Here is an 18,672-nt window from a genome sequence, read left to right on the forward strand (position 1 = left end):
AGAGGTCGCTCTCCTCATCCGCCGGACGCTGGAACCAGCGTGTAATACTGGTGGAATTCGTCACCGATCCCCATGTTGCAGTCGGCTTCCCTGAGGTCGAGCACCAATGCCTCGTCCAGCACCCGCGTGCGCCAGCTCCAACCCTCGGGCAGGGTCTGCATCCTGTCGCCCAGCGTATCCAGATCAGCAAGCGAGAACGCGGCTTCATGGGCCTGTAACACCCAGACCTGTCCGCTGGCGTCGATCATCTCCCACACCGGTTTGCCCGCGTCGTAGACCATCTTCTGAGTTTTGCAGGTCTTGAAGGGTTTGTAGGGGTCGGCGCCCTTGCTGCCGCCCAGGGCCGCCTGCGGCAGGCGCGCGCCCCAACGGGCGTCGATCCCATTGAAGGTTTCGGTGGCACCGAAGCCGATGGTCTGGGCATCCATCACCCAGAAGTGCGGGCCGTTCTTCTGGATCGCGTCGGCCCCCCTGGCCTTGGCCTCGGCCGCCGGATCAAGCCCCTGCCAGGCATCTTCGGGACAGGCGTTCAGGCCAGAGGTGTTGTAGATGTCGACAAAGCCGTCCTTGATCACCAGCACCTCGCAGAACCGCATGTCGCGGGCGTTGGTGACATCCACGGGCGTGGTCTGCTGCTGGGCCAAGGCGGGTCCGGCCAGCACAAGCAGGGCGGCCAGCGCGCGCGTGGCAGTAGGCGGGTGAAAAAGGACTTTGGTCATCGGCTGTCTCCCTGCCGTGATCCGCGCCTGCTGAACTGGCCAGCGGGGCAGGGATCTTGCGGGTTGAGAACGGGCGCATGGGACTGGGTCCGGATGCGCAGGTCAGGAAATGGAGGGGGCGAGGACACATTCGCCCCCTCCGATGATCAGGCGAGACAGATCAACCGGCCAGCGACGCGTTGCAGGCGCGGGCGGATTCGATGGCCTTCTTGGTGCCGGTCAGGTCGATCAGGAAGGCGATCGGCTGGTCGGGGAAGGCGATCATGGTCTGGCTCTCGGCGATGGCGGTGACCAGATCGGGATTGTTGGTCAGGATATAGCCGCCGCGATAGTCGGCGGCGAGCTTGCCGCTCTTGATCGCGTGGGTTTCGCCGACAAAGACCTTGCCGCCGACGCCAAGCGCAATGTCGCCGGATTCCACGTCGATTTCAGCCTGGGTAAAGACGCCGACATAGGCAAACTCGCGGTCGGCGGTCAGGCCCATCTGCATGGCATTGCCGGCCTCGTCGGTGCGTTCGATCAGGCAGGTCTTGGTCGAACCATCCGCATAGACGGTCCAGCCTTCGACGGTGTCATAGACCGTGAACTGGTCGCCGCTGGACGGGATCGGGCTGTCGGACGCCAGTGCCGGCGCGGTGGCAAGCATCATGGCGGCGGCGGCAAGCGTGAAGGGTTTCAGGGACATGGAGAACTCCGTGTTGAGAAGGTTGTTGCAGGCGGTCAATTCGCCTGAAGGGGCAAGGGCTGCAGAATGATGAAGCCCTTCTCCCACATATAATAGAATCGCCCGCCGAATCCCGGAGAAAGCAGCGTGTTGAAGTTCATCGGCTCGAAAAACGGCGATTGCGCCAATAGGTCGCCGGTCTTGGCGTCCAACCAGATCGCCTGCTGGCGATAGCTCGGCGCCGAAGTCTGGTTCAACGCCTCCAATGTGGTGCCGGGTTCGGCCCGCGCGGTGCCCAACACCCGTGCGTCGGCCGGGCCGTACAGCGCCTGGAGCGCGGTGGTGGCGCCGTCGCGGGCCCAGGCGGGGGTCATGGCGCCGCTGTCCTGATCGAAGCTGATCCCGGCGATCTGCATCATGTTCTGATCGGCCGAGAACACCATGCTCAGTTCCGGATCGATGGCGGCCTTGGGCGGGGCCCAGCTTTGCCCGGTGGGCAGATCTGTGCCGAAAGGGTACAGCCGGGTGATGCGGGTCGGGTCGCTTTGGCTGATTGCCACAATGGATGAAGCGACCTTGCTGGGCAGGCCGTTGACCTGCAGCACCACCCAGTCGCCCAGGATGCCGGGCGCATCGCCGGTGGTCTGGCCCGGATCCAGATAGGTGTCGATCACCCAGTCGGGGTCCTGTGACAGCCTCCGGGTCTCGGGATCCCAGTAGAAGCGATAGGCCTTGGCGACCGAGGGTGCATAGATGGCGATCCGCCCGTCATGGATGGTGATCGTATGCGGCACGACGGCGTTTTCCGGCACGCCGATCTGATCGTAGATCTTGAAGGTGTCGGGGTTCACGGCCAGAATCGTCGATCCCGGGGCCGCGGCGATGCCGCCGGGACACATGAAGGCCGCCAGCGTGCCCTGGATCTCGCAGGGCGTGGCGCGGTTCTGGTTCTTGATGATGAGCGTGCCGTCAGGGGCAATGGTCAGATGCTTGAAGTTGCTGCCTTCGGGCGGGGCCGCCCCGCTGGGCAGCGACAGATGCTGCAGGATGCGCCCGGTATCGCCGTCCAGTTTCACCAGATGGTTCCCGAAGGCCACGGGGATATTGCCATCGGGCAGGATGTTCAGATTGGCGGCCCCGACCCAGGCGCCCGAGACATTGCCGTTTTCCAGCACCGTGCGCCAGATTTCCTTGCCGGTGGTGGCGTCGACCTTGGCGACCCAGGGGCCCACGGGCATCGGGCCCTTGGCCGGGGGCAGGTTGCCGCCGGTCAGGTACAACTCGCCGGGGTAGCGGTTGTTGATGAAGAGCACGCCCTGATAGTCTTCGGGGCTGCGCCACATGAACACCTGGTTGTCGCCCTCCATCGATCCCAGGAACGAGGCGCAGGGGTAGAACTGGCTGCGGGTGGCATCCGCGACCTCGGCGCCATTGAGCGATTTGAAATAGCCCGGCGTCTCGCGCTGTTGCGCACAGTCCCATTCCTGCTGAATGCGGGTCAGATCGCCGGGAAAGGGGCCGCCCGCTTCGGGCGTGGGCGGCGCGCTGTCCTGGGCCATCCCGGACAGCGGCGCGGTCAACAACGCCACGAGAAAGAGGGCGGATCGGCAGTTCATCGGGTCGTCTCCGGGTCGCGTCAAAGGCATGGGGCGCGGCCATTGCGCCGGCTCCCCTGAACCAGAGCGCCAGCATGGCTTACACGCCGACAGACTAACCGGCTGGAAAACGGACAATTTAGCATTTCGCGCCAAAAATCAGGCGCGTCCGAAAGAAATATTCAGGAGGCGCGTTTGCCGGCCTTTTCGGCGAAACTGGGCGGTTTCCCGGTCCAGCGCCGCACGGCGCGGGTAAAGGCGGATTGCTGGGCATAGCCCAGGCGCTCGGCCACGTCGCCAATACGAATTTCGCCCTGGGTCAGCAGGTCTTCGGCGATCCGGCGGCGCACGGTCTGCAATTCGGTGCCAAAGCTGGTGCCCTCGTCCGACAGGCGCCGTTGCAGGCTGCGCACACTGGTGCCGGCACTTCGGGCCACGCGGTCGATTTTCGGCGCGCCGTCTTGGACCATGGACCCCAGGACCGCGCGCACCGAAGCCGCCAGGCTGGCATCCTCGGCCAGTGGCGGCACCTGCCGGGCCATCAGTTGCGGCAGGCGATCCCGCGCGGGGCTGCGGAACGGCGCGCCCAGAACATTCGGCGACAGCGCGATGCGCAGCACCTTGTCGGGCGCAGCGGTCAGGGACGTGCCGAAATGGGGCTTTAGATGGGCCAGCCCCTTGGTCGGGTGCGGCACCATCTGAACCCGGACATGCGCGGGCGGGCGGGTGCCGTTGAAGGCGCAGATGGTCTGCAACAGGGCTGTGAACATGCCGTGCACCGCGTGCAGCGCCTCGTCATCGATGTCGAAATCGAACCGCTGCGTCAGCTCGAATATGCCGTCCTTCTGATCCAGCCCAATGTGTTCGTGGCTGGAATGAAAGGGCAGGGCCCGCGACACGCGCATCAGCGCCTCGGCCGGGCTGCGCGCGCCAAGCGCCACCTGCCCGATATAGCCCAGTTCCGGCAGGCTGGCCTGGGTCACGATCTGCGGTCCAACATCCGGTCCATGGCGGCGCGACAGGGCGCGCATTACGTCCAGCCCGTTGCGCAGCGGGATCGGGTCGAGGGGCGTCAGGTGAAACCAATAGGCCAGATCGGCCTCGTCCAGAAGCTGCACGGTGTTGCGCCCGTGGGTTTCGGTGAACCGCACGAGCGGCAGCAGATTTGCCGCCCGGATCAGGGGGATGGTTCTGGTCATGACATCTGCCTTTGGTGCGATACGGCCCTGCCTGAACCATGGGGCAGACAGGGGCCGGGTACAACGCCACGGCGGATCCACAGGCCGTGATGTTGCCGCGCCATGCAGGCGGTTAGCCGTCTTCTTCGGAGCGTCCGGTTGCCGGTTCCAGCGTCGGCGTCAGGGCGGTGATCCGTGCGCGAAGATCGGCATCCATGTCGAATGTCATGGCGTCCAGCGAGGGCCGGAGTTGGGCAACCGAGCGGGCAGAGATTATCGGCGCGGCCACGCCGGGATGGCTGGCTACCCAGGCCACGGCCAGTGTGGCGGGCGATAGCCCAAGCTCGTCGGCCAGCGATTTCAGCTCGGCAGCGGCGTCCTGCATCCAGGCATCGCCATAGCGCACGCGGTAGCGTTCATCGGTTTTCAGACGGCCGCTGGCGCCGTCCAGATACTTGCCGGTCAGCAGGCCGCCGCCCAGCGGCGAATAGGGCACCACGGCAATGCCCTGATCGGCGGCCATGGGCAGGATCTCGACCTCTACCTGTCGCTTGACCAGATTGTACATGGGCTGCATCAGCGCGATCTTCAGATCGAACTGGCGCGCCACCGCCACCGCCTTCATGGTCTGCCATGCTGCGAAATTCGACACGCCTACATGGCGGATCTTGCCGGCGTCGCGCAGTCCGGCGAGGGTTTCGAAGGTTTCCTCCAGCGGCGTATCCGGGTCGTAGCGGTGCAGATACAGGCCGTCGACGCAGTCCAGCTTGTGGCGGGCGCGGCTGATGTCAAACTGCTCAAGGATATTGGCGCGGCCCGAGCCGCCGGTCGAGGCGACCTTCGAGGCCACAAAAACCGTCTCGCGTTCGTCCCGCACCATCTCGCCCAGCCAGGTTTCCGACAGCCCGCTGGTATAGACATGGGCGGTGTCGAAGAAATTGATGCCCGCGTTCCGGCAGGCGGCATACATGGCCTCGGATGCAGCCCGGTCGGCCCCGACGCCGAATTGCATGGCGCCGAAGCAGAAGCGGGACAGGGGGGTGCCGTCGAGGGTTTTCAGATCATGCGACATGAGAAGACGTCCGTTGTCAGGGGGTGTGCCGCAGTCTAGGGCAGAATAGCCGGTGATCAAAGCTGACGCAGGCGGTGCCGTTCCAGCAGGCCAAGGATCATGTCCCGGGCCCGTTCCCGGTGCGCGCGGTGCAGATCGCGGGCGCGCTGCGGGTCCGCCTTGGCAATGGCTTCATAGACGCCACGGTGGTCCTCGTTCGACTGCACCGGCAGGGGGCGCATGAACAGGGTGACGGCACGGGCGCGGCGGACCTGATCGCTCATCATCGCGGTGATGGCCATGACGCGGGCATTGCCGCCCAGACGCACAAGTTCGGTATGGAACCGGTCGTCGGCCTCGGCCCAGGTGTCCAGATCCTTGCGATCAAGCGCGGCATCCATATCGGCGATGGCCCGCGCCAGATCGGTCAGATCGGTGGTGGAATAGCCCTGTTCGGCGGCCCGTTCGGCGGCCAGGCTTTCCAGTTCGGTCAGCACGTCGTAGATTTCGCGCATGTCCTCGGGCGAGACCGGCAGGATGCGGACGCCCTTGCGTGCCCGCAGTTCCAGAAGTCCCTGGCTTTCCAGCGTGCGGGCGGCCTCGCGGATGGGCGTGCGGGACATGCCCAGACGCTCGGCCAACTCGCTTTCAAGATGGTCGGAGCCAGCGGGCAGTTCGCCCGAAAACACCAACCGCCGTAATTCTGTGATGGCACGGTCGGTGTTCGATACCGGCTTGTCGAGCTGGGATTTCACTCTGCCTCCAACATGATCTTGCGCCCCTCCCGCGCCGATTTGTAGATCGCGGATTCAATCTCCATGACTGACAGATAGTCCGGGGCGAGGTTTTCCAACGGCGCACCGTCCAGAAGGCCAGAAACCACATGGGACTGCAAGGCGTGGACACAGTCGCCGCCGAAGCCGTCCCAAGTGTCGGGCGCCAGAAGGGTTTCGGTGTCGGACCCGCCAAAGCGGCGCAGGGAGACGGCGCCGTTGCCGGTCAGCGTCAGCGTGCCGTCGGTGCCTTCCACAAGCGACTCGCCCATGGTGCGGCGGGTGTTGTCGGCGTCATGATCCAGACAGCGGTTGCCGTCGAACAGGGCGCGCACCCCGCCGGGATGTTCGAACAGGACATAGCCTGCATCCTCGCCGGCGATGACCGGGTTGACCTTGCGCAGGTCGGCATAGACCGAGACGGGTTCGCCCAGCAGATACCGGAAGGTGTCGACCCAATGGACGCCGGTTTCGCGGATCAGGAACGGGTTCATCTGCTGAAAATAGGGCTGGCGATCCAGATAGGCGTGCGGGCCCTGGCCATCGCCGGGACGCAGGCGGAAGGTCACTTGCAGCACCTCGCCCACCGCGCCGTCGTCGAGCGCGGCCTTGATCCGGCGATACCACGGCTGGAACCGGAAATTCTCGTGCACGATGATCCGGGCCCCGGCAGCCTCGGCCGCGGCGATGGCCTGTCTGGCCTCGGCCAGATCATTGCAGAAGGGCTTCTGGCAAATGATGGTCTTTATCCCCGCGTCCAGTGCGGTTCGGATCGCCGCGGCATGGGCCACGGGTGGCAGGATGATGTCCAGAACGTCGGGCCGCGTTTCGGCCAGCATCTGTGCCAGATCATCAAAGGCGGGCAGGCCGGTCTTGCGCGCCTTGTCGATGTGCCGGTTGTACGATCCTACCAGCGTCACCCGGTCGAGGCGCGCCCAGCTGTCATACTGGAACTGGCTGAAATAGCCCGCACCGGCGCAAGCGACTCTCAGGGGTTCGGGGGCGCTCATGCGGTGCGGCCCTCGCGGGCGGCGTTTCGGGTCGGTCGCATCATTCTTGATTCCTCCGGGATCTGTGCGGCAATTACCAGCCCGCCGCAAACAGTGTTTGACAACGTGTAATTTAATGCATACGCAAATGAACGCAATGCAAAACACACAACTGTCGGGAGGACGTGTTGATGAAGAAGATGTTTGGAACGTTGGCGGGGGCTGCCCTGCTGGCCGCAGTGGGGACTTCCCCGGTGGCGGCACAGGACTATCCCTATCGTGACATCACCACCGCAGTGGTCTGGGGTGCCGGTGGCGGCACCGACACCATCAACCGCATGATCATGGCCGAGATGGAAAAGCATCTGCCGGTGTCGATCAATGTGATCAACCAGACCGGCGGCGTCGCCGGATCGAATGGGATGGTCTACGTGATGAACCAGCCCGACGACGGCTATACGCTGGTCGGGCTGTCGGAATCCAATGTGACCGCCGCCGTGCAGGGCGGCTGGGACAAGAAGTTCGACTACTGGTATCCGTTCATCGTCGGCGGCTCGCCCGATCTGATCTCGGTACCGGCCAACAGCCCCTATTCGACGCTGGAAGAGCTGGTCGCGGCTGCCAAGGCCGCGCCGGGCTCGATCCCTGCCGCCGCCTCAGGCGCCGGGTCGATCCACCACCTGAACCTGTTGGCCATCGAGAAAGGTTCGGGCACCACCTTCAAGTTCGTGCCCTACAAGGGCTCCGCACCGGGTCAGGAAGCTGCCATTGCGGGCGAAGTTGCGCTGGTCGTGACCTCGCTGGCCGAACAGGCACCGCTGATCGCCGGGGGCGAATTGAAGCCGCTGGCCATGCTGACCCCGGAAACCGCCGAGATCGCGGGCATGACCGTGCCGTCGGCCTTCGACATCTACGACGGGCTGGACGCCTATTTGCCGCTGAAACAGGCCATCGGCTTTGCCGTGCACAACTCGGCGTCGGATGATGTGAAATCCACGCTGACTGAGGCCTTCAACGCCGCCATGGCGGGCGAGGCTGTCGCCGAATGGGCCGCGGCCAACAACTATGACATCGGTGGCCAGTCCGGGGCCGAGGCGCAGGCGCTGTTCGAAAAGCTGGAAGCCAACTTTGCCTACACGCTGCAGGATCTGGGTGTAGCCACCGTGGACCCGGCCTCGCTGGGCATCGAGAAGCCCTGATCGACCTGCAATCGCAACGACGTGGGGGCGCCGATGTGCGCCCCCACTGACAGGCCGGGAGGGGCCAGGTTTGGAACCCAGTGACGACAAGAGCATCATGCGCGCCCGCGACTTCTGGGCGGCCCTCATCCTGATGGCCGTTTCGGTCTTCTTCCTGTGGCGCACGGCGGATATTCCGCTGTTCAACACCACGCAGGGCGGGGTGGCCGGAGTGGCATGGTACAACTCTGCCGCCATCGTGCCGCTTGGCATCTTTCTGGCCATGCTGGTGCTGTCGGTGGTGCTGCTGGTCGTGGCCATCCGGGCCGGTGGCGCGCAACGGGCGCTGACCTCGGCCGGACTGGGCTGGGACCGCGCCGAGGCGCTGCGTTTTGCGACGCTGGCGGTGATCTTCCTGTCCTATATCGCGGCATTGGTGCCGCGCGTGGATTTCATCATCTGTTCGGGGCTGCTGATCACCGCGCTGATTTATGGCTATCACGAGGGGCACACCCGGCGCATGGTATTGGCCGCCGGGGTCATGGCCCTGGCCGGAATCGCCGCGCTGGTCCTGCATTTTCCGCAATCGGAATGGAGCGCGCATGGCGATGACTGGATCGCGCTGGCGCTGTGGATCGGGCTGACCTGCTGGATGCTGTGGACCGGCCACCGGTCGCGGGTGTTCCGCATCACCCCGTGGATCGCCATCGGCGCGCCGCTGATCCTGGTCTGCGCCATGGCCTTCGGCTTTCGCCAGAACGTGCCGAACCGGAGCGGGCTGATCTTTTCGAAGATCGAATACCACTATTACGTGACTCTTCGACCGCTCTGGAGAACCTGAAGTGGAATTCGTCCTTTCTCAACTGGCAGGCTTCGGCGGGGCCTTCGCGGCGCTGGTGGTCGATCCGCTGACCTATGTCTATCTTGTGACCTCGGTCTTCCTGGGGATCACCTTCGGCGCGCTGCCGGGACTGACGGCCACCCTTGCGGTGACCATCCTGACCGGCTTTTTCGGCAACAAGATCCCACTGGACTATTCCCTGATTGCCCTGCTGGGGGCCTATGTCGGGGCGATCTACGGCGGTTCCTACCCCTCGATCCTGCTGAACATTCCCGGCACGGCGGCCAGTGCGGCCACGGCCATGGACGGGCATCCGCTGGCCAAGGCGGGCCGGGGCGGCGAGGCCTTGGGCCTGACCACCACGGCCAGTTTCATCGGCACGCTGATCGGCACCTTCGCGCTGCTGGTCTTCGTCTGGGCGCTGCTGCTGGTGTCCAAGAACATCGCCAGCCCGGAAAAGGCCCTGCTGGCCCTGTTTGGCATCCTGCTGTCGGGCACGCTGATGAGCGAGGATCTGGTCATCAAGGGCTGGATTGCCGGGCTGATCGGTCTGGCCATGGCCATGGTCGGCATGGACCCGCTGCTGTCCGAGCCACGCTATACCTTCGGCTGGTCCTACATGATGTCGGGCTTCCAGGTGGTGCCGGTGCTGATGGGCGCCTTCGCGGTACCGCAGATCATCGAAGGGCTGCGCCATGCCGATGTGGGCAAGCTGGTGCAATTCCGCGACCGGATCCTGCCCAATCTGGCGACCGTGCGCCGTTACCTGCCGACGATCACCCGGTCTGGCGTGATCGGCACCGGAGTCGGTGCATTGCCCGGCGTGGGCGAGGATGTGGCGGGCTGGGTCAGCTACGGCGTCGGCAAGACCGTCTCGAAGGATGGCAAGAACTTCGGCAAGGGCTCGCTTGAGGGGCTGCTGTCGGCGGAAACCGCCAACAACGCCTGCATCGGCGGCGCGCTGATCCCGCTGCTGGTGCTGGGCATTCCCGGCTCGCCCCCTGCCGCAGCCCTGATGGGCGCCTTCAAGATCAACAACGTCATTCCCGGCCCGACCATCGACCCGGCGATCATCCTGCGCGTGGTGGCGATCCTGGTGCTGGCGTCTTTCACCATGTTCCTGATGGGGCTGTTCACGGCGCGGGTCTTCATCCGCATCCTGCGCATCCCGCAGACCGTGTTCCTGCCGGTCGTCATGGTGCTGACCACCATCGGATCCTTCAGCGTCGGCGGCGGCATCAACGATCTCTACCTGATGCTGGGCGTCGGATTCGTGGCCTATTTCATGAACATGCTGGCCTTTCCCATCGCCCCGCTTGTGATAGGCGTGATCCTGGGCGGGCTGTTCGACGAGACCTTCCGCAGGTCGCTGTTCCTGTCGGACGGGGATCTGTCGGTCTTCGTGTCCCGGCCCGGTGCGGCGATCCTGCTGGCGCTGAACGTCGCGCTGATCCTGAGCCAGATCCCATTTGTGCAGCGCGCCTTCGGGCGGCTGAAGCGGAGGACCGCCTGATGTACGCCGTAACCGTCACCTTCACCATCGCCGCCGGACGGATGCCCGAATTCCTGCCGCAGATGGTTGCCAACGCGCAGACCTCGCTGAACAACGAACAGGGGTGCCAGTTGTTCGACGTCTGCACCGATCCCGATCTGCCCGACACGGTGTTCCTGTACGAGCTTTACGACGATCGCGCGGCCTTTGACGCGCATCTGCACAGCGCCCATTTCAAGGCCTTCGATGCCGCGGTGGCCGAGATGATCGCCGTCAAGCAGGTGCGGTGCTTCGCCGAGGTGCGCTCATGAGCAGTTGGGAAATCCACGCCATCAAATACGCCGACCGAAATGCGCGGGTGCGCGGCGACAGCTTCGTCTTCGACGACAATCACGACGCGCCGCATCCGATGGATTACTTCATGTGGCTGCTGCGGCGCGGCGAGGAAGTCATCCTCGTCGACACCGGTTATGACGATGCCGAGGCTGCGGCCCGCGCCCGCCCGATCCGGCTGGATCCGGTGGTCGCCCTGGCTCCTCTGGGCGTGCGCCCCGATCAGATCACCAAGGTGATCGTCACGCATCTGCATTATGACCACGCCGGCGGGCTGCGACTATTTCCCAATGCGACCCTGCACATGCAGGCCGCCGAAATGGCCTATGCCACGGGGCCTTGCATGTGCCACGACACCCTGCGGATGCCTTTTACGGCGGACCATGTCTGCGAGGCGGTCACGCGGCTGTTCTCGGGGCAGGTGGTGTTTCACGACGGCGACGGGCAAGTGGCCGAGGGCGTCACGGTGCATCGCATTGGCGGCCACAGCCGGGGCCTTCAGGCGGTGCGCGTGCGGACCGAAAGCGGCTGGATGGTGCTGGCCTCGGACGCGGCGCATTTCTATGAAAACCTGTTTGCCCGCAAGCCGTTCCCGATCGTGGTGGACGTGCAAGACATGCTGGACGGGTTCGACCGCCTTCTAGGGCTGGCTAGCCGTCCCGAGTTGATCATCCCCGGCCATGACCCGCTGGTGTGCAAGCTGTTTGCCCCCGGCGTGGCCGATCACATCCGCCGTCTCGATCCCGGCCCCACCGGGAAGGTGCCGCGATGACCGAGGAGGCCCGCCTGCGCGAGGACATCTGCCGCATTGCCAAGTCGCTGTTCGACCGTGGCCTGACCTGCGGCGCCTCGGGGAACATCTCGGCGCGGCTGTCGGATGGCACCCTGCTGATGACGCCCACCGGAAGCTCGATGGGGTTTCTGGACCCGGCGCGGATCAGCCGGCTGGATGCGGACATGCGGCTGCTGTCGGGCGATCCGCCGACCAAGGAAATTCCGCTGCACAGCGCATTCTACGAGACACGGCAGCAGACCGGCGCGGTGGTGCATCTGCATTCGACGCATTCGGTGGCCCTGTCGATGCTGCCCGATACCGACGCCGACAACATGCTGCCCGCGCTGACGCCCTACGGGATCATGCGGCTGGGCAAGGTGCGCCGATTGCCCTTCATCCTGCCCGGCGATCCGGCGATGGGGGAGGCCGTGCGCGGGCTGGCGGGCAAACGCTCGGCGGTGGTGCTGGCCAATCACGGCCCGGTGGTGGCGGGCAAGGATGTCTGGGCCGCGACCTATGCCATCGAGGAACTGGAAGAAACCGCGCGGCTGGCGTTGCTGACGCGCGGCTGCGGAGCGGTCGGGCTGACCGACGCTCAGATCCAAACCGTCGTCCGCAGGTTCGACATTGACTGGGAATGAAAGGGAGGGCCGCATGACCACGAAGGCTCGGATTGCGCTGATCAAGGGGGACGGGATCGGCATCGATGTGGCCGCCGCCGCCATGCAGGTGGCCATGGTGGCCTGCGAACACGCCGGGGCGCCGGCGCTGGATTTTGACGAGATCCGGGCCGGGGCCGGGTATTTCGCCGAAACCGGGCAGGATATCGAACCGGGCGGAGAGCAGCGTGCCGGAGAGGCCGATGCGATCTTCCTGGGCGCCATCGGGCTGCCGGCGATCCGTCACGAGGACGGCACCGAGATCTCGCCGCATCTGCGTCTTCGGGATCGCTATGGACTGTATGCGGGCATCCGCCCGGTGCGCGCCTATCCCAATGCGCCGCAGCGTCTGGCCGATCCGCGAGCCGCCGGGCTGGATCTGATCATCCTGCGCGAAAGCACCGAAGGGTTGTTCTATTCCGCCGCCGCCCACAAGCGCGCCGAGGTGATCGGTGACAGCGAGGTGCGTGAAACCCTGCGCATCACCCGCCCCACCACCGAAAAGCTGCACCGCTTCGCTTTCCGTCTGGCTGAAAAGCGCCGCGCGCGCGGAAAACGGGCGCGGCTGACCTGTGTGGACAAGGCCAATGTCTTCACCTCGATGGCGTTCTTCCGCAAGATCTTCGACGAGATCGCCCGCGACCATCCCGATACCGAGATCGGCTACAACTACGTTGATGCGCAGGCGCTGGATCTGGTGCGGCGGCCGTGGGAGTTCGACATCCTGGTGATGGAGAACATGTTCGGCGACATCCTGTCGGATCTGGCCGGCGGTCTGGTCGGCGGCATGGGCATGGCCGCCTGCGCCGAGATCGGCGACAGCACCGGGTTGTTCCAGCCCGCCCACGGCAGCGCCCCCGACATCATGGGGCAGGACAAGGCCAACCCGCTGGCCGCGATCCTCAGCGCCGGGCTGATGCTGGACTATCTGGCCGAGAAGACCGGGGTGGCGGCCTATGGGCGGGCGGCAGAGCTGGTGGACCGGGCGGTGGACGTGGGCTTTGCCAGGAACCGGCTGCGCCCGATGGAGTTTGGCGGCGACATGGGCACGATTGCCGTCACCGCCGAGATCCTGTCGCAGATCGCCACCGCAACCGAAACCCAGGCAGCGGGCTGACCACCCTTTGATCCCGCAGGAGACAACATGACCGTAGTTCTGGGCGCCATCGCCGATGATTTCACCGGGGCCACCGATCTGGCCAACACGCTGGTGAAGGAGGGCATGCGGGTGGTGCAGGTCATCGGTGTGCCGGATGCGGACACCGATGTGGGCGATGCGCAGGCCGTTGTGGTCGCGCTGAAGTCCCGCACCGCGCCGGTGGACCAAGCCGTCAGCCAATCACTGCAAGCACTGGACTGGCTGCGCGGGCAGGGTGCGGAACAGATACTGTTCAAATACTGCTCGACCTTCGATTCCACCGAACACGGCAACATCGGCCCGGTCACCGATGCCCTGCGTGCGGCGCTGGACACCGATTTCGCGCTGGTCTGCCCGGCCTTTCCGGCCAATGGGCGCACGATCTATCAGGGGCATCTGTTCGTCGGCGATCAACTGCTGTCGGACAGCCCGATGAAGAACCACCCGCTGACGCCGATGCGGGATGCCAACCTGTTGCGTTTGATGGATGCGCAAAGCACCGGCCGCGCCGGGCTGATCGGGCTGGGCGATGTCATGGCCGGGCCCGAGGCGATCTTGGCGCGGATCGAGGCATTGCGACAGGCCGGCATCCATCACGGTGTCGCCGACGCGGTGCGGGACGAGGATTTGCGTGCCATCGGGCGCGCCGCGGCCCGGCATGTGCTGGTCACCGGCGGCTCGGGCATCGCCATGGGCCTGCCTGACAACCTGCGGGCGCAGGGTCGGCTGGATCCGGCGGCCCCCACGGTCACGCCCGGCGTTGCGGGCCGGGCGGTGGTTTTGGCGGGCAGTTGTTCCGAGGCCACCCGCGGTCAGATCGCGGCGGTGCGCGACCTGTGGCCGGTGCGAAAGCTGGACGTGGATAGGATTGCCGCCGGGCAGGACGTGGTGGGCGAAATGCTGGACTGGGCGTGCGCCCAACCGGACGGCGCCCCGATCTTGATCTATGGCTCTGCCGATCCCGAAGAAGTCCGGCGCACGCAGGCGAAATACGGTGTCACGCGTGCGGGAGAGATGGTCGAGGATGCCCTCGGGCGCATCGCCACCGGGCTGCACGCGGCAGGGTTTGCGCGCATGGTGGTGGCCGGGGGCGAAACCTCGGGTGCTGTCGTATCTGCGCTTGGCGTCACCGCGCTGCGCATTGGCCCCGAGATCGCCACGGGTGTGCCATGGACCGAAGCCGTGGGTGGCACACCGTTGGCACTGGCCCTGAAGTCGGGCAATTTCGGCGGCCCGGCGTTTTTCGACGACGCATTCGCGGTTCTGGATCAGGTCTGAGCCGGCACCCTGTCCATGCCGGTCACATAGAGGCCAGAAAGCCCCCATCCACCGACAGGATGTGCCCGTTGACATAGCCAGAGGCCGGGGCGGCCAGGAACACCGCCGCACCGATCATCTCGTCGGGCTGGCCCCAGCGCTGCAGCGGCACGCGCCCGCGCACCCAGGCATCGAAACTCTCGTCCTCGGTGAGGGGAAGGTTCAAGTCGGTGGCGAAATAGCCCGGCGCGATGCCGTTGCAGCAAATGCCCAGCGGGCCCCATTCGACGGCCATGCTGCGGGTCAGCATCGCCAGCCCGCCCTTGGCTGCGGAATAGGCGGCAATCTTAGGGCGTGCCACGGAACTGGCCAGCGAGCAGATGTTGATGACCCGCCCCTTGCCCGCAGCGACCATCGCCGGCACGAAGGCGCGGGCCACATGGAACGTCCCGTCAAGATGGGTCGCGGTCACCCGGTGCCAATCCTCCAGCGATTGCTCCAGCAGGGGTGCGCGCAGATTGATGCCCGCGTTGTTGACAAGGATATCGGGATTGCAGCCGCGGGCGGTCAGCTCGTCTGCCGCGCGTTGAACGGCTTCGGCATCGGCCACGTCGAAGGCAATGGCGCTGGCCTCGTGGCCAAGCGCGCACAGGCGCTCGGCCGCGCGCTCCGCCCCGGCAATTTCGCGTCCGTGCACGACCACGGCGGCGCCTGCCGCGGCCAGCCCCTGCGCCATGGCACGGCCCAGCCCCCGGCTGGACCCGGTCACAAGGGCCGTCGCGCCCGTCAGATCAAAAAGTGCGTTTGTCATTGTCCGGATCTCCCCTGAAGTCGCGCGGGCCGGGCCTGCGGTTCAATTTCTGCTTGCCAAAAATGGTCTGACCAATTTTATACGCAGGCAACGGGAGGATGGCCAGATGAGAATTACCGCGCTGCGCACGAAGGTGTACGAATGGACCGGCCCGACGGTCGGCTCCGAGATGAAACTGTCGACCAATCCTATGGATCTGTTCGAAGAGGCCGGTGGCGCGCATCGCAACACGCTGGGATCCTTCGTGTTTCACGCCTGGCTGGTGGTCGAGGTCGAGACCGAGGACGGCATCGTCGGACTGGGCAACGCGGCGCTCAGCCCGTTCGTGTCGCAGAAGGTGATCGACCTGCATCTGCGCAACATCGTGGTCGGCGCCAACCTTCTGGACATCGAACAACTGTGGCACCGCATGTACCGCAAGACCATCGCCTTTGGCCGCAAGGGCACGGTGCTGGGGGCGATCAGTGCCGTCGATATCGCCCTGTGGGATGCTTTGGGCAAGGTGCTGGGCCAGCCGGTCTATCGGCTGCTGGGCGGGGCCACCCGCGACAGGATTCAGGTCTATGCCAGCAAATTATACAACCAGCCCGCCGACAGTCTAGAGGCCGAGGCGCGCGGCTATCGCGAGGCCGGCTACAAGGCGGTCAAGATGCGGCTGGGCTATGGGCCGCGCGACGGGGCCGAGGGCATGCGGCGCAACGTCGAGTCGGTGGCGCGGGTGCGCGAGGTGCTGGGCGAGGACATCGACCTGATGGCCGAGGTCTACATGGGCTGGACGCTGACCTATGCCCGCCGCATGTTGCCGATGCTGGCCCCCTTCAACCTGCGCTGGGTCGAGGAACCGGTGATCGCCGACGACATCGAAAGCTATGCCGCCCTGAACGCGCTTGGCTGTGCGCCGATCTCGGGCGGGGAGCATGAACACACGCTGGCCGGGTTCCGCACGCTGGTGGAGCGTCGCGCCGTGGACGTCCTGCAATTCGACACCAACCGGGTTGGCGGCATCACGCAGGCGCGCAAGATCGCCGTGCTGGCCGAGGCCTTCGGGCTGGAGGTCATTCCGCACGCGGGCCAGATGCACAATTATCACATCGTCATGGCCAGCTATGCCGCGCCCATGGCCGAGTTCTTCCCGATGCATCCGGTCGAGGTCGGCAACGAGTTGTTCTGGTACATCTTCGATGGCGAGCCGGTGGCCGAAAACGGCTTTATTACGCTGGATCCCGATATTCCGGGACTGGGGCTGACCCTGAGCGACCGGTATCTGGACAGTTTCCGGATCACCGAAACCGGCTAGCTCGCCCCGGCGGCAGCGCCGGGCAGGCGGTACACCCGGCGCGCGTTCCCGGCAAAGACCTTGCGCAGGTCCGCGGGCGCGACGCCGGAAAAATGGCGATCCAGCAGGGCGATCCAGCCCTGCGGGGTGGTGGCCTGCGTGCAGACCGGCCAATCGGTGGCAAAGATCAGACGGTCGAAGCCGAAGGCCTCGACCACCGCGTCCAGATAGGGGCGCAGATCGTCATGGGTCCAATTGGCGTGCTCGGCCTCGACCGGCAGGCCCGACAGCTTGCAATAGGTGTCGGGGTTGGCGGCAAAGCGCGCCAGATGCGTGCGCCAGGGCTCGGTCACGCGGGCGCGGATGCCGGGCTTGCCGCAATGGTCCAGGATCAGCGGCACGCCGTCGACCGCCTCGGCCAGATCGGCGGCCTGCGCCATCTGTCCGTGGTGGATGTTGACGTCGAAGCTCAGGGCGTGGTCGCGCAGCAACTGCACGCCTTCGACAAAGGCGGGGCGGCGTGCGAAGTCCGGGTCGGGCTGTTCCTCGATCATGCGGCGGATGCCACGCACCATGGGATGCCGTGTTGCCAGCCGCTCCAGAAGGGGGCCGGCATCCGCGCCATCGTCCAGCGCCGCCTGCGCCACGATGGCCTGCACGCGGGGATCGGTTTCGGCGGCGGCTTCGGCCATGGCCACTTCGGCCAGATAGCCGCCGCGATCGACGAAGCATTCCACGAAGACCGCGCCCGCCAGATCTATTCCGGCCATTGCCCTGCCATAGGCAGCGATATCGAAGGGCCGCGTCATCGGGCTGCCGGGGGTCTGCCACGACATGGCGTTGCGCCGGGGGTCCCAGATGTGGAAATGCGCGTCGATGATCGGGCAATCGGGCATGGCGGGATCCTTTCGGCCGGATCCGTCAGCCGCCGGTCGGGGCATCGGCGCGTAGCAGGCCTGCGGCTTTCAACTCCGCCCACATGGCATGCGGCGGCTCGGGGCGCATGGCATCCAGATTGGCGCGCAACTGCGCGGCCCCGTCCACGCCCGGCACCACCGAGACCACCGCCGGATGCAGCAGCGGAAATCGCAGCGCCGCGCCGGGCAGGGAGATGCCGTGGCGCGCGCAGACGGCCTCGATCGCCAGCGCCTTGCCGCGGATCTCCTCGGTCACCGGGCGGTACTGGTACCGGATGCCCGGCGCGCGCGGTGCGGCCAGCACGCCTGAGGCAAATGGCGCGCCGATGACGATGGCGATGCCGCGCTGAAGACAGGTCGCCATCGGCCCGTCCAGCGCATCCTGATCCAGCAGTGTGTAGGGTATGGCGACAAGGAAGAAATCCACGTCGATCTCGCCGGCCAGTGCTGCGAATTCGGCGGTCGAATTCATGCCCATGCCGATGGCGCCGATTTCGCCCCGCGCGCGCAGGTCTTGCAGATAGGCCAGCCCGCTGTCGGTCAGGTCACGCAGGTGCCCGTCATAAGCGGCGCCGTGATACCCCCGGTCCAGATCGTGGATGACCAGAGCATCCACCACCGGAAGCCCCAGCCGCAGGCGGCTTTGCGTAAGCGCGGCTTCGAACCCGGCGGCCGAATAGTCATAGCGCACCGCGAAATTCAGACCGCCCGCCCAGTTGATGCGGGCATCCTTGCCGCGCGGCGCCGGATCATAGACCCGGCCCACCTTGGTGGACAGCACGAAATCGCGCCGGTCGAACTGGCGCAGGAACCCGCCCAGACGATGTTCGGACAGGCCATGACCATACCACGGCGCGGTGTCGAAATAGCGGATACCGCCGGTCCAGGCGGTTTCCAGTAGGTCGCGCGCGGCGGGCTCTCCCATCTCCTGGAAGATGTCGCCCAGCGGCGAGCAGCCCTGCCCGAAGGCGGGCCAGTCGGCAGGGAAGGTCGGGGCCTGGGGGGCAACGGCGTCAGGGGTCATCG

General features: G+C 65.8%; 19 protein-coding genes. 9 read left to right on the forward strand and 10 right to left on the reverse strand.

The window, feature by feature from the left end; genetic code table 11:
• Positions 1-14 precede the first annotated feature (14 nt).
• The 7 genes from AB0T83_RS10730 to AB0T83_RS10760 all read right to left on the reverse strand — a co-directional run bounded on the left by AB0T83_RS10730 (position 15) and on the right by AB0T83_RS10760 (position 6,990).
• Positions 15-719, reverse strand: coding sequence for a hypothetical protein (locus AB0T83_RS10730; protein ID WP_366193027.1), 705 nt, complete (start codon positions 717-719; stop codon positions 15-17).
• 160 nt (positions 720-879) lie between these two features.
• The gene (locus AB0T83_RS10735; RefSeq protein ID WP_366193028.1) at positions 880-1,404 is read right to left on the reverse strand and encodes a hypothetical protein; all 525 of its coding nucleotides are present in this window, start codon (positions 1,402-1,404) and stop codon (positions 880-882) included.
• A gap of 35 nt (positions 1,405-1,439) precedes the next feature.
• Positions 1,440-2,999 (reverse strand): NHL repeat-containing protein, encoded by a 1,560-nt coding sequence (locus AB0T83_RS10740; protein ID WP_366193029.1) that lies wholly within the window; start codon positions 2,997-2,999, stop codon positions 1,440-1,442.
• 161 nt (positions 3,000-3,160) lie between these two features.
• A complete protein-coding gene (locus AB0T83_RS10745) occupies positions 3,161-4,177 on the reverse strand; it encodes a helix-turn-helix transcriptional regulator (protein ID WP_366193030.1) in 1,017 nt (338 codons plus the stop codon).
• 112 nt (positions 4,178-4,289) lie between these two features.
• Positions 4,290-5,228, reverse strand: coding sequence for an aldo/keto reductase (locus AB0T83_RS10750; RefSeq protein WP_366193031.1), 939 nt, complete (start codon positions 5,226-5,228; stop codon positions 4,290-4,292).
• Between the two features lie 56 nt (positions 5,229-5,284).
• A complete protein-coding gene (locus AB0T83_RS10755; protein ID WP_366193032.1) occupies positions 5,285-5,962 on the reverse strand; it encodes a GntR family transcriptional regulator in 678 nt (225 codons plus the stop codon).
• Positions 5,959-6,990: a Gfo/Idh/MocA family protein gene (locus AB0T83_RS10760; protein WP_366193033.1), complete on the reverse strand. Its 1,032-nt coding sequence runs from the start codon at positions 6,988-6,990 to the stop codon at positions 5,959-5,961. Before AB0T83_RS10760 ends, AB0T83_RS10755 begins: the two co-directional genes overlap by 4 nt.
• A 170-nt stretch (positions 6,991-7,160) precedes the next feature.
• On the opposite strand from AB0T83_RS10760, the gene AB0T83_RS10765 reads away from it, so the two are divergent.
• The 8 genes from AB0T83_RS10765 to otnK all read left to right on the forward strand — a co-directional run bounded on the left by AB0T83_RS10765 (position 7,161) and on the right by otnK (position 14,663).
• Positions 7,161-8,168, forward strand: coding sequence for a Bug family tripartite tricarboxylate transporter substrate binding protein (locus AB0T83_RS10765; RefSeq protein ID WP_366193034.1), 1,008 nt, complete (start codon positions 7,161-7,163; stop codon positions 8,166-8,168).
• Positions 8,169-8,238: 70 nt separating this feature from the next.
• Entirely contained in the window at positions 8,239-8,988 is a 750-nt protein-coding gene (locus AB0T83_RS10770) for a hypothetical protein (RefSeq protein ID WP_366193035.1), read from the forward strand.
• 1 nt (position 8,989) lies between these two features.
• Positions 8,990-10,501, forward strand: a complete 1,512-nt coding sequence (locus AB0T83_RS10775) for a tripartite tricarboxylate transporter permease (RefSeq protein WP_366193036.1) — start codon at positions 8,990-8,992, stop codon at positions 10,499-10,501.
• On the forward strand, positions 10,501-10,791 hold the full coding sequence (locus AB0T83_RS10780; protein ID WP_366193037.1) for a putative quinol monooxygenase: 291 nt from the start codon (positions 10,501-10,503) through the stop codon (positions 10,789-10,791). The genes AB0T83_RS10775 and AB0T83_RS10780 overlap by 1 nt, the downstream gene beginning before the upstream one ends.
• On the forward strand, positions 10,788-11,585 hold the full coding sequence (locus tag AB0T83_RS10785; RefSeq protein WP_366193038.1) for an N-acyl homoserine lactonase family protein: 798 nt from the start codon (positions 10,788-10,790) through the stop codon (positions 11,583-11,585). The genes AB0T83_RS10780 and AB0T83_RS10785 overlap by 4 nt, the downstream gene beginning before the upstream one ends.
• A complete protein-coding gene (gene otnC, locus AB0T83_RS10790; protein WP_366193039.1) occupies positions 11,582-12,229 on the forward strand; it encodes a 3-oxo-tetronate 4-phosphate decarboxylase in 648 nt (215 codons plus the stop codon). Before AB0T83_RS10785 ends, otnC begins: the two co-directional genes overlap by 4 nt.
• Positions 12,230-12,242: 13 nt before the next feature.
• Positions 12,243-13,364, forward strand: a complete 1,122-nt coding sequence (locus AB0T83_RS10795; RefSeq protein WP_366193040.1) for an isocitrate/isopropylmalate dehydrogenase family protein — start codon at positions 12,243-12,245, stop codon at positions 13,362-13,364.
• Positions 13,365-13,391: 27 nt separating this feature from the next.
• On the forward strand, positions 13,392-14,663 hold the full coding sequence (gene otnK, locus AB0T83_RS10800; protein WP_366193041.1) for a 3-oxo-tetronate kinase: 1,272 nt from the start codon (positions 13,392-13,394) through the stop codon (positions 14,661-14,663).
• Positions 14,664-14,685: 22 nt separating this feature from the next.
• Here otnK and AB0T83_RS10805 read toward each other — a convergent pair whose 3' ends face one another.
• Positions 14,686-15,453 (reverse strand): SDR family oxidoreductase, encoded by a 768-nt coding sequence (locus tag AB0T83_RS10805; RefSeq protein ID WP_366193042.1) that lies wholly within the window; start codon positions 15,451-15,453, stop codon positions 14,686-14,688.
• Positions 15,454-15,559: 106 nt separating this feature from the next.
• Between AB0T83_RS10805 and AB0T83_RS10810 the strand changes: the two genes are divergently transcribed.
• Entirely contained in the window at positions 15,560-16,750 is a 1,191-nt protein-coding gene (locus AB0T83_RS10810; protein ID WP_366193043.1) for an L-rhamnonate dehydratase, read from the forward strand.
• On the opposite strand, the gene AB0T83_RS10815 is transcribed toward AB0T83_RS10810, so the two are convergent.
• Together AB0T83_RS10815 and AB0T83_RS10820 are read right to left on the reverse strand one after the other, a co-directional pair.
• Entirely contained in the window at positions 16,747-17,625 is an 879-nt protein-coding gene (locus AB0T83_RS10815; protein ID WP_366193044.1) for an amidohydrolase family protein, read from the reverse strand. The genes AB0T83_RS10810 and AB0T83_RS10815 overlap by 4 nt on opposite strands.
• Before the next feature lie 25 nt (positions 17,626-17,650).
• On the reverse strand, positions 17,651-18,670 hold the full coding sequence (locus AB0T83_RS10820) for an aldo/keto reductase (protein WP_366193045.1): 1,020 nt from the start codon (positions 18,668-18,670) through the stop codon (positions 17,651-17,653).
• Positions 18,671-18,672: the final 2 nt, after the last annotated feature.

It is taken from the genome of Meridianimarinicoccus marinus, assembly GCF_040689105.1.
In the GTDB taxonomy this organism is placed as follows: Bacteria; Pseudomonadota; Alphaproteobacteria; order Rhodobacterales; family Rhodobacteraceae; genus Meridianimarinicoccus; species Meridianimarinicoccus marinus.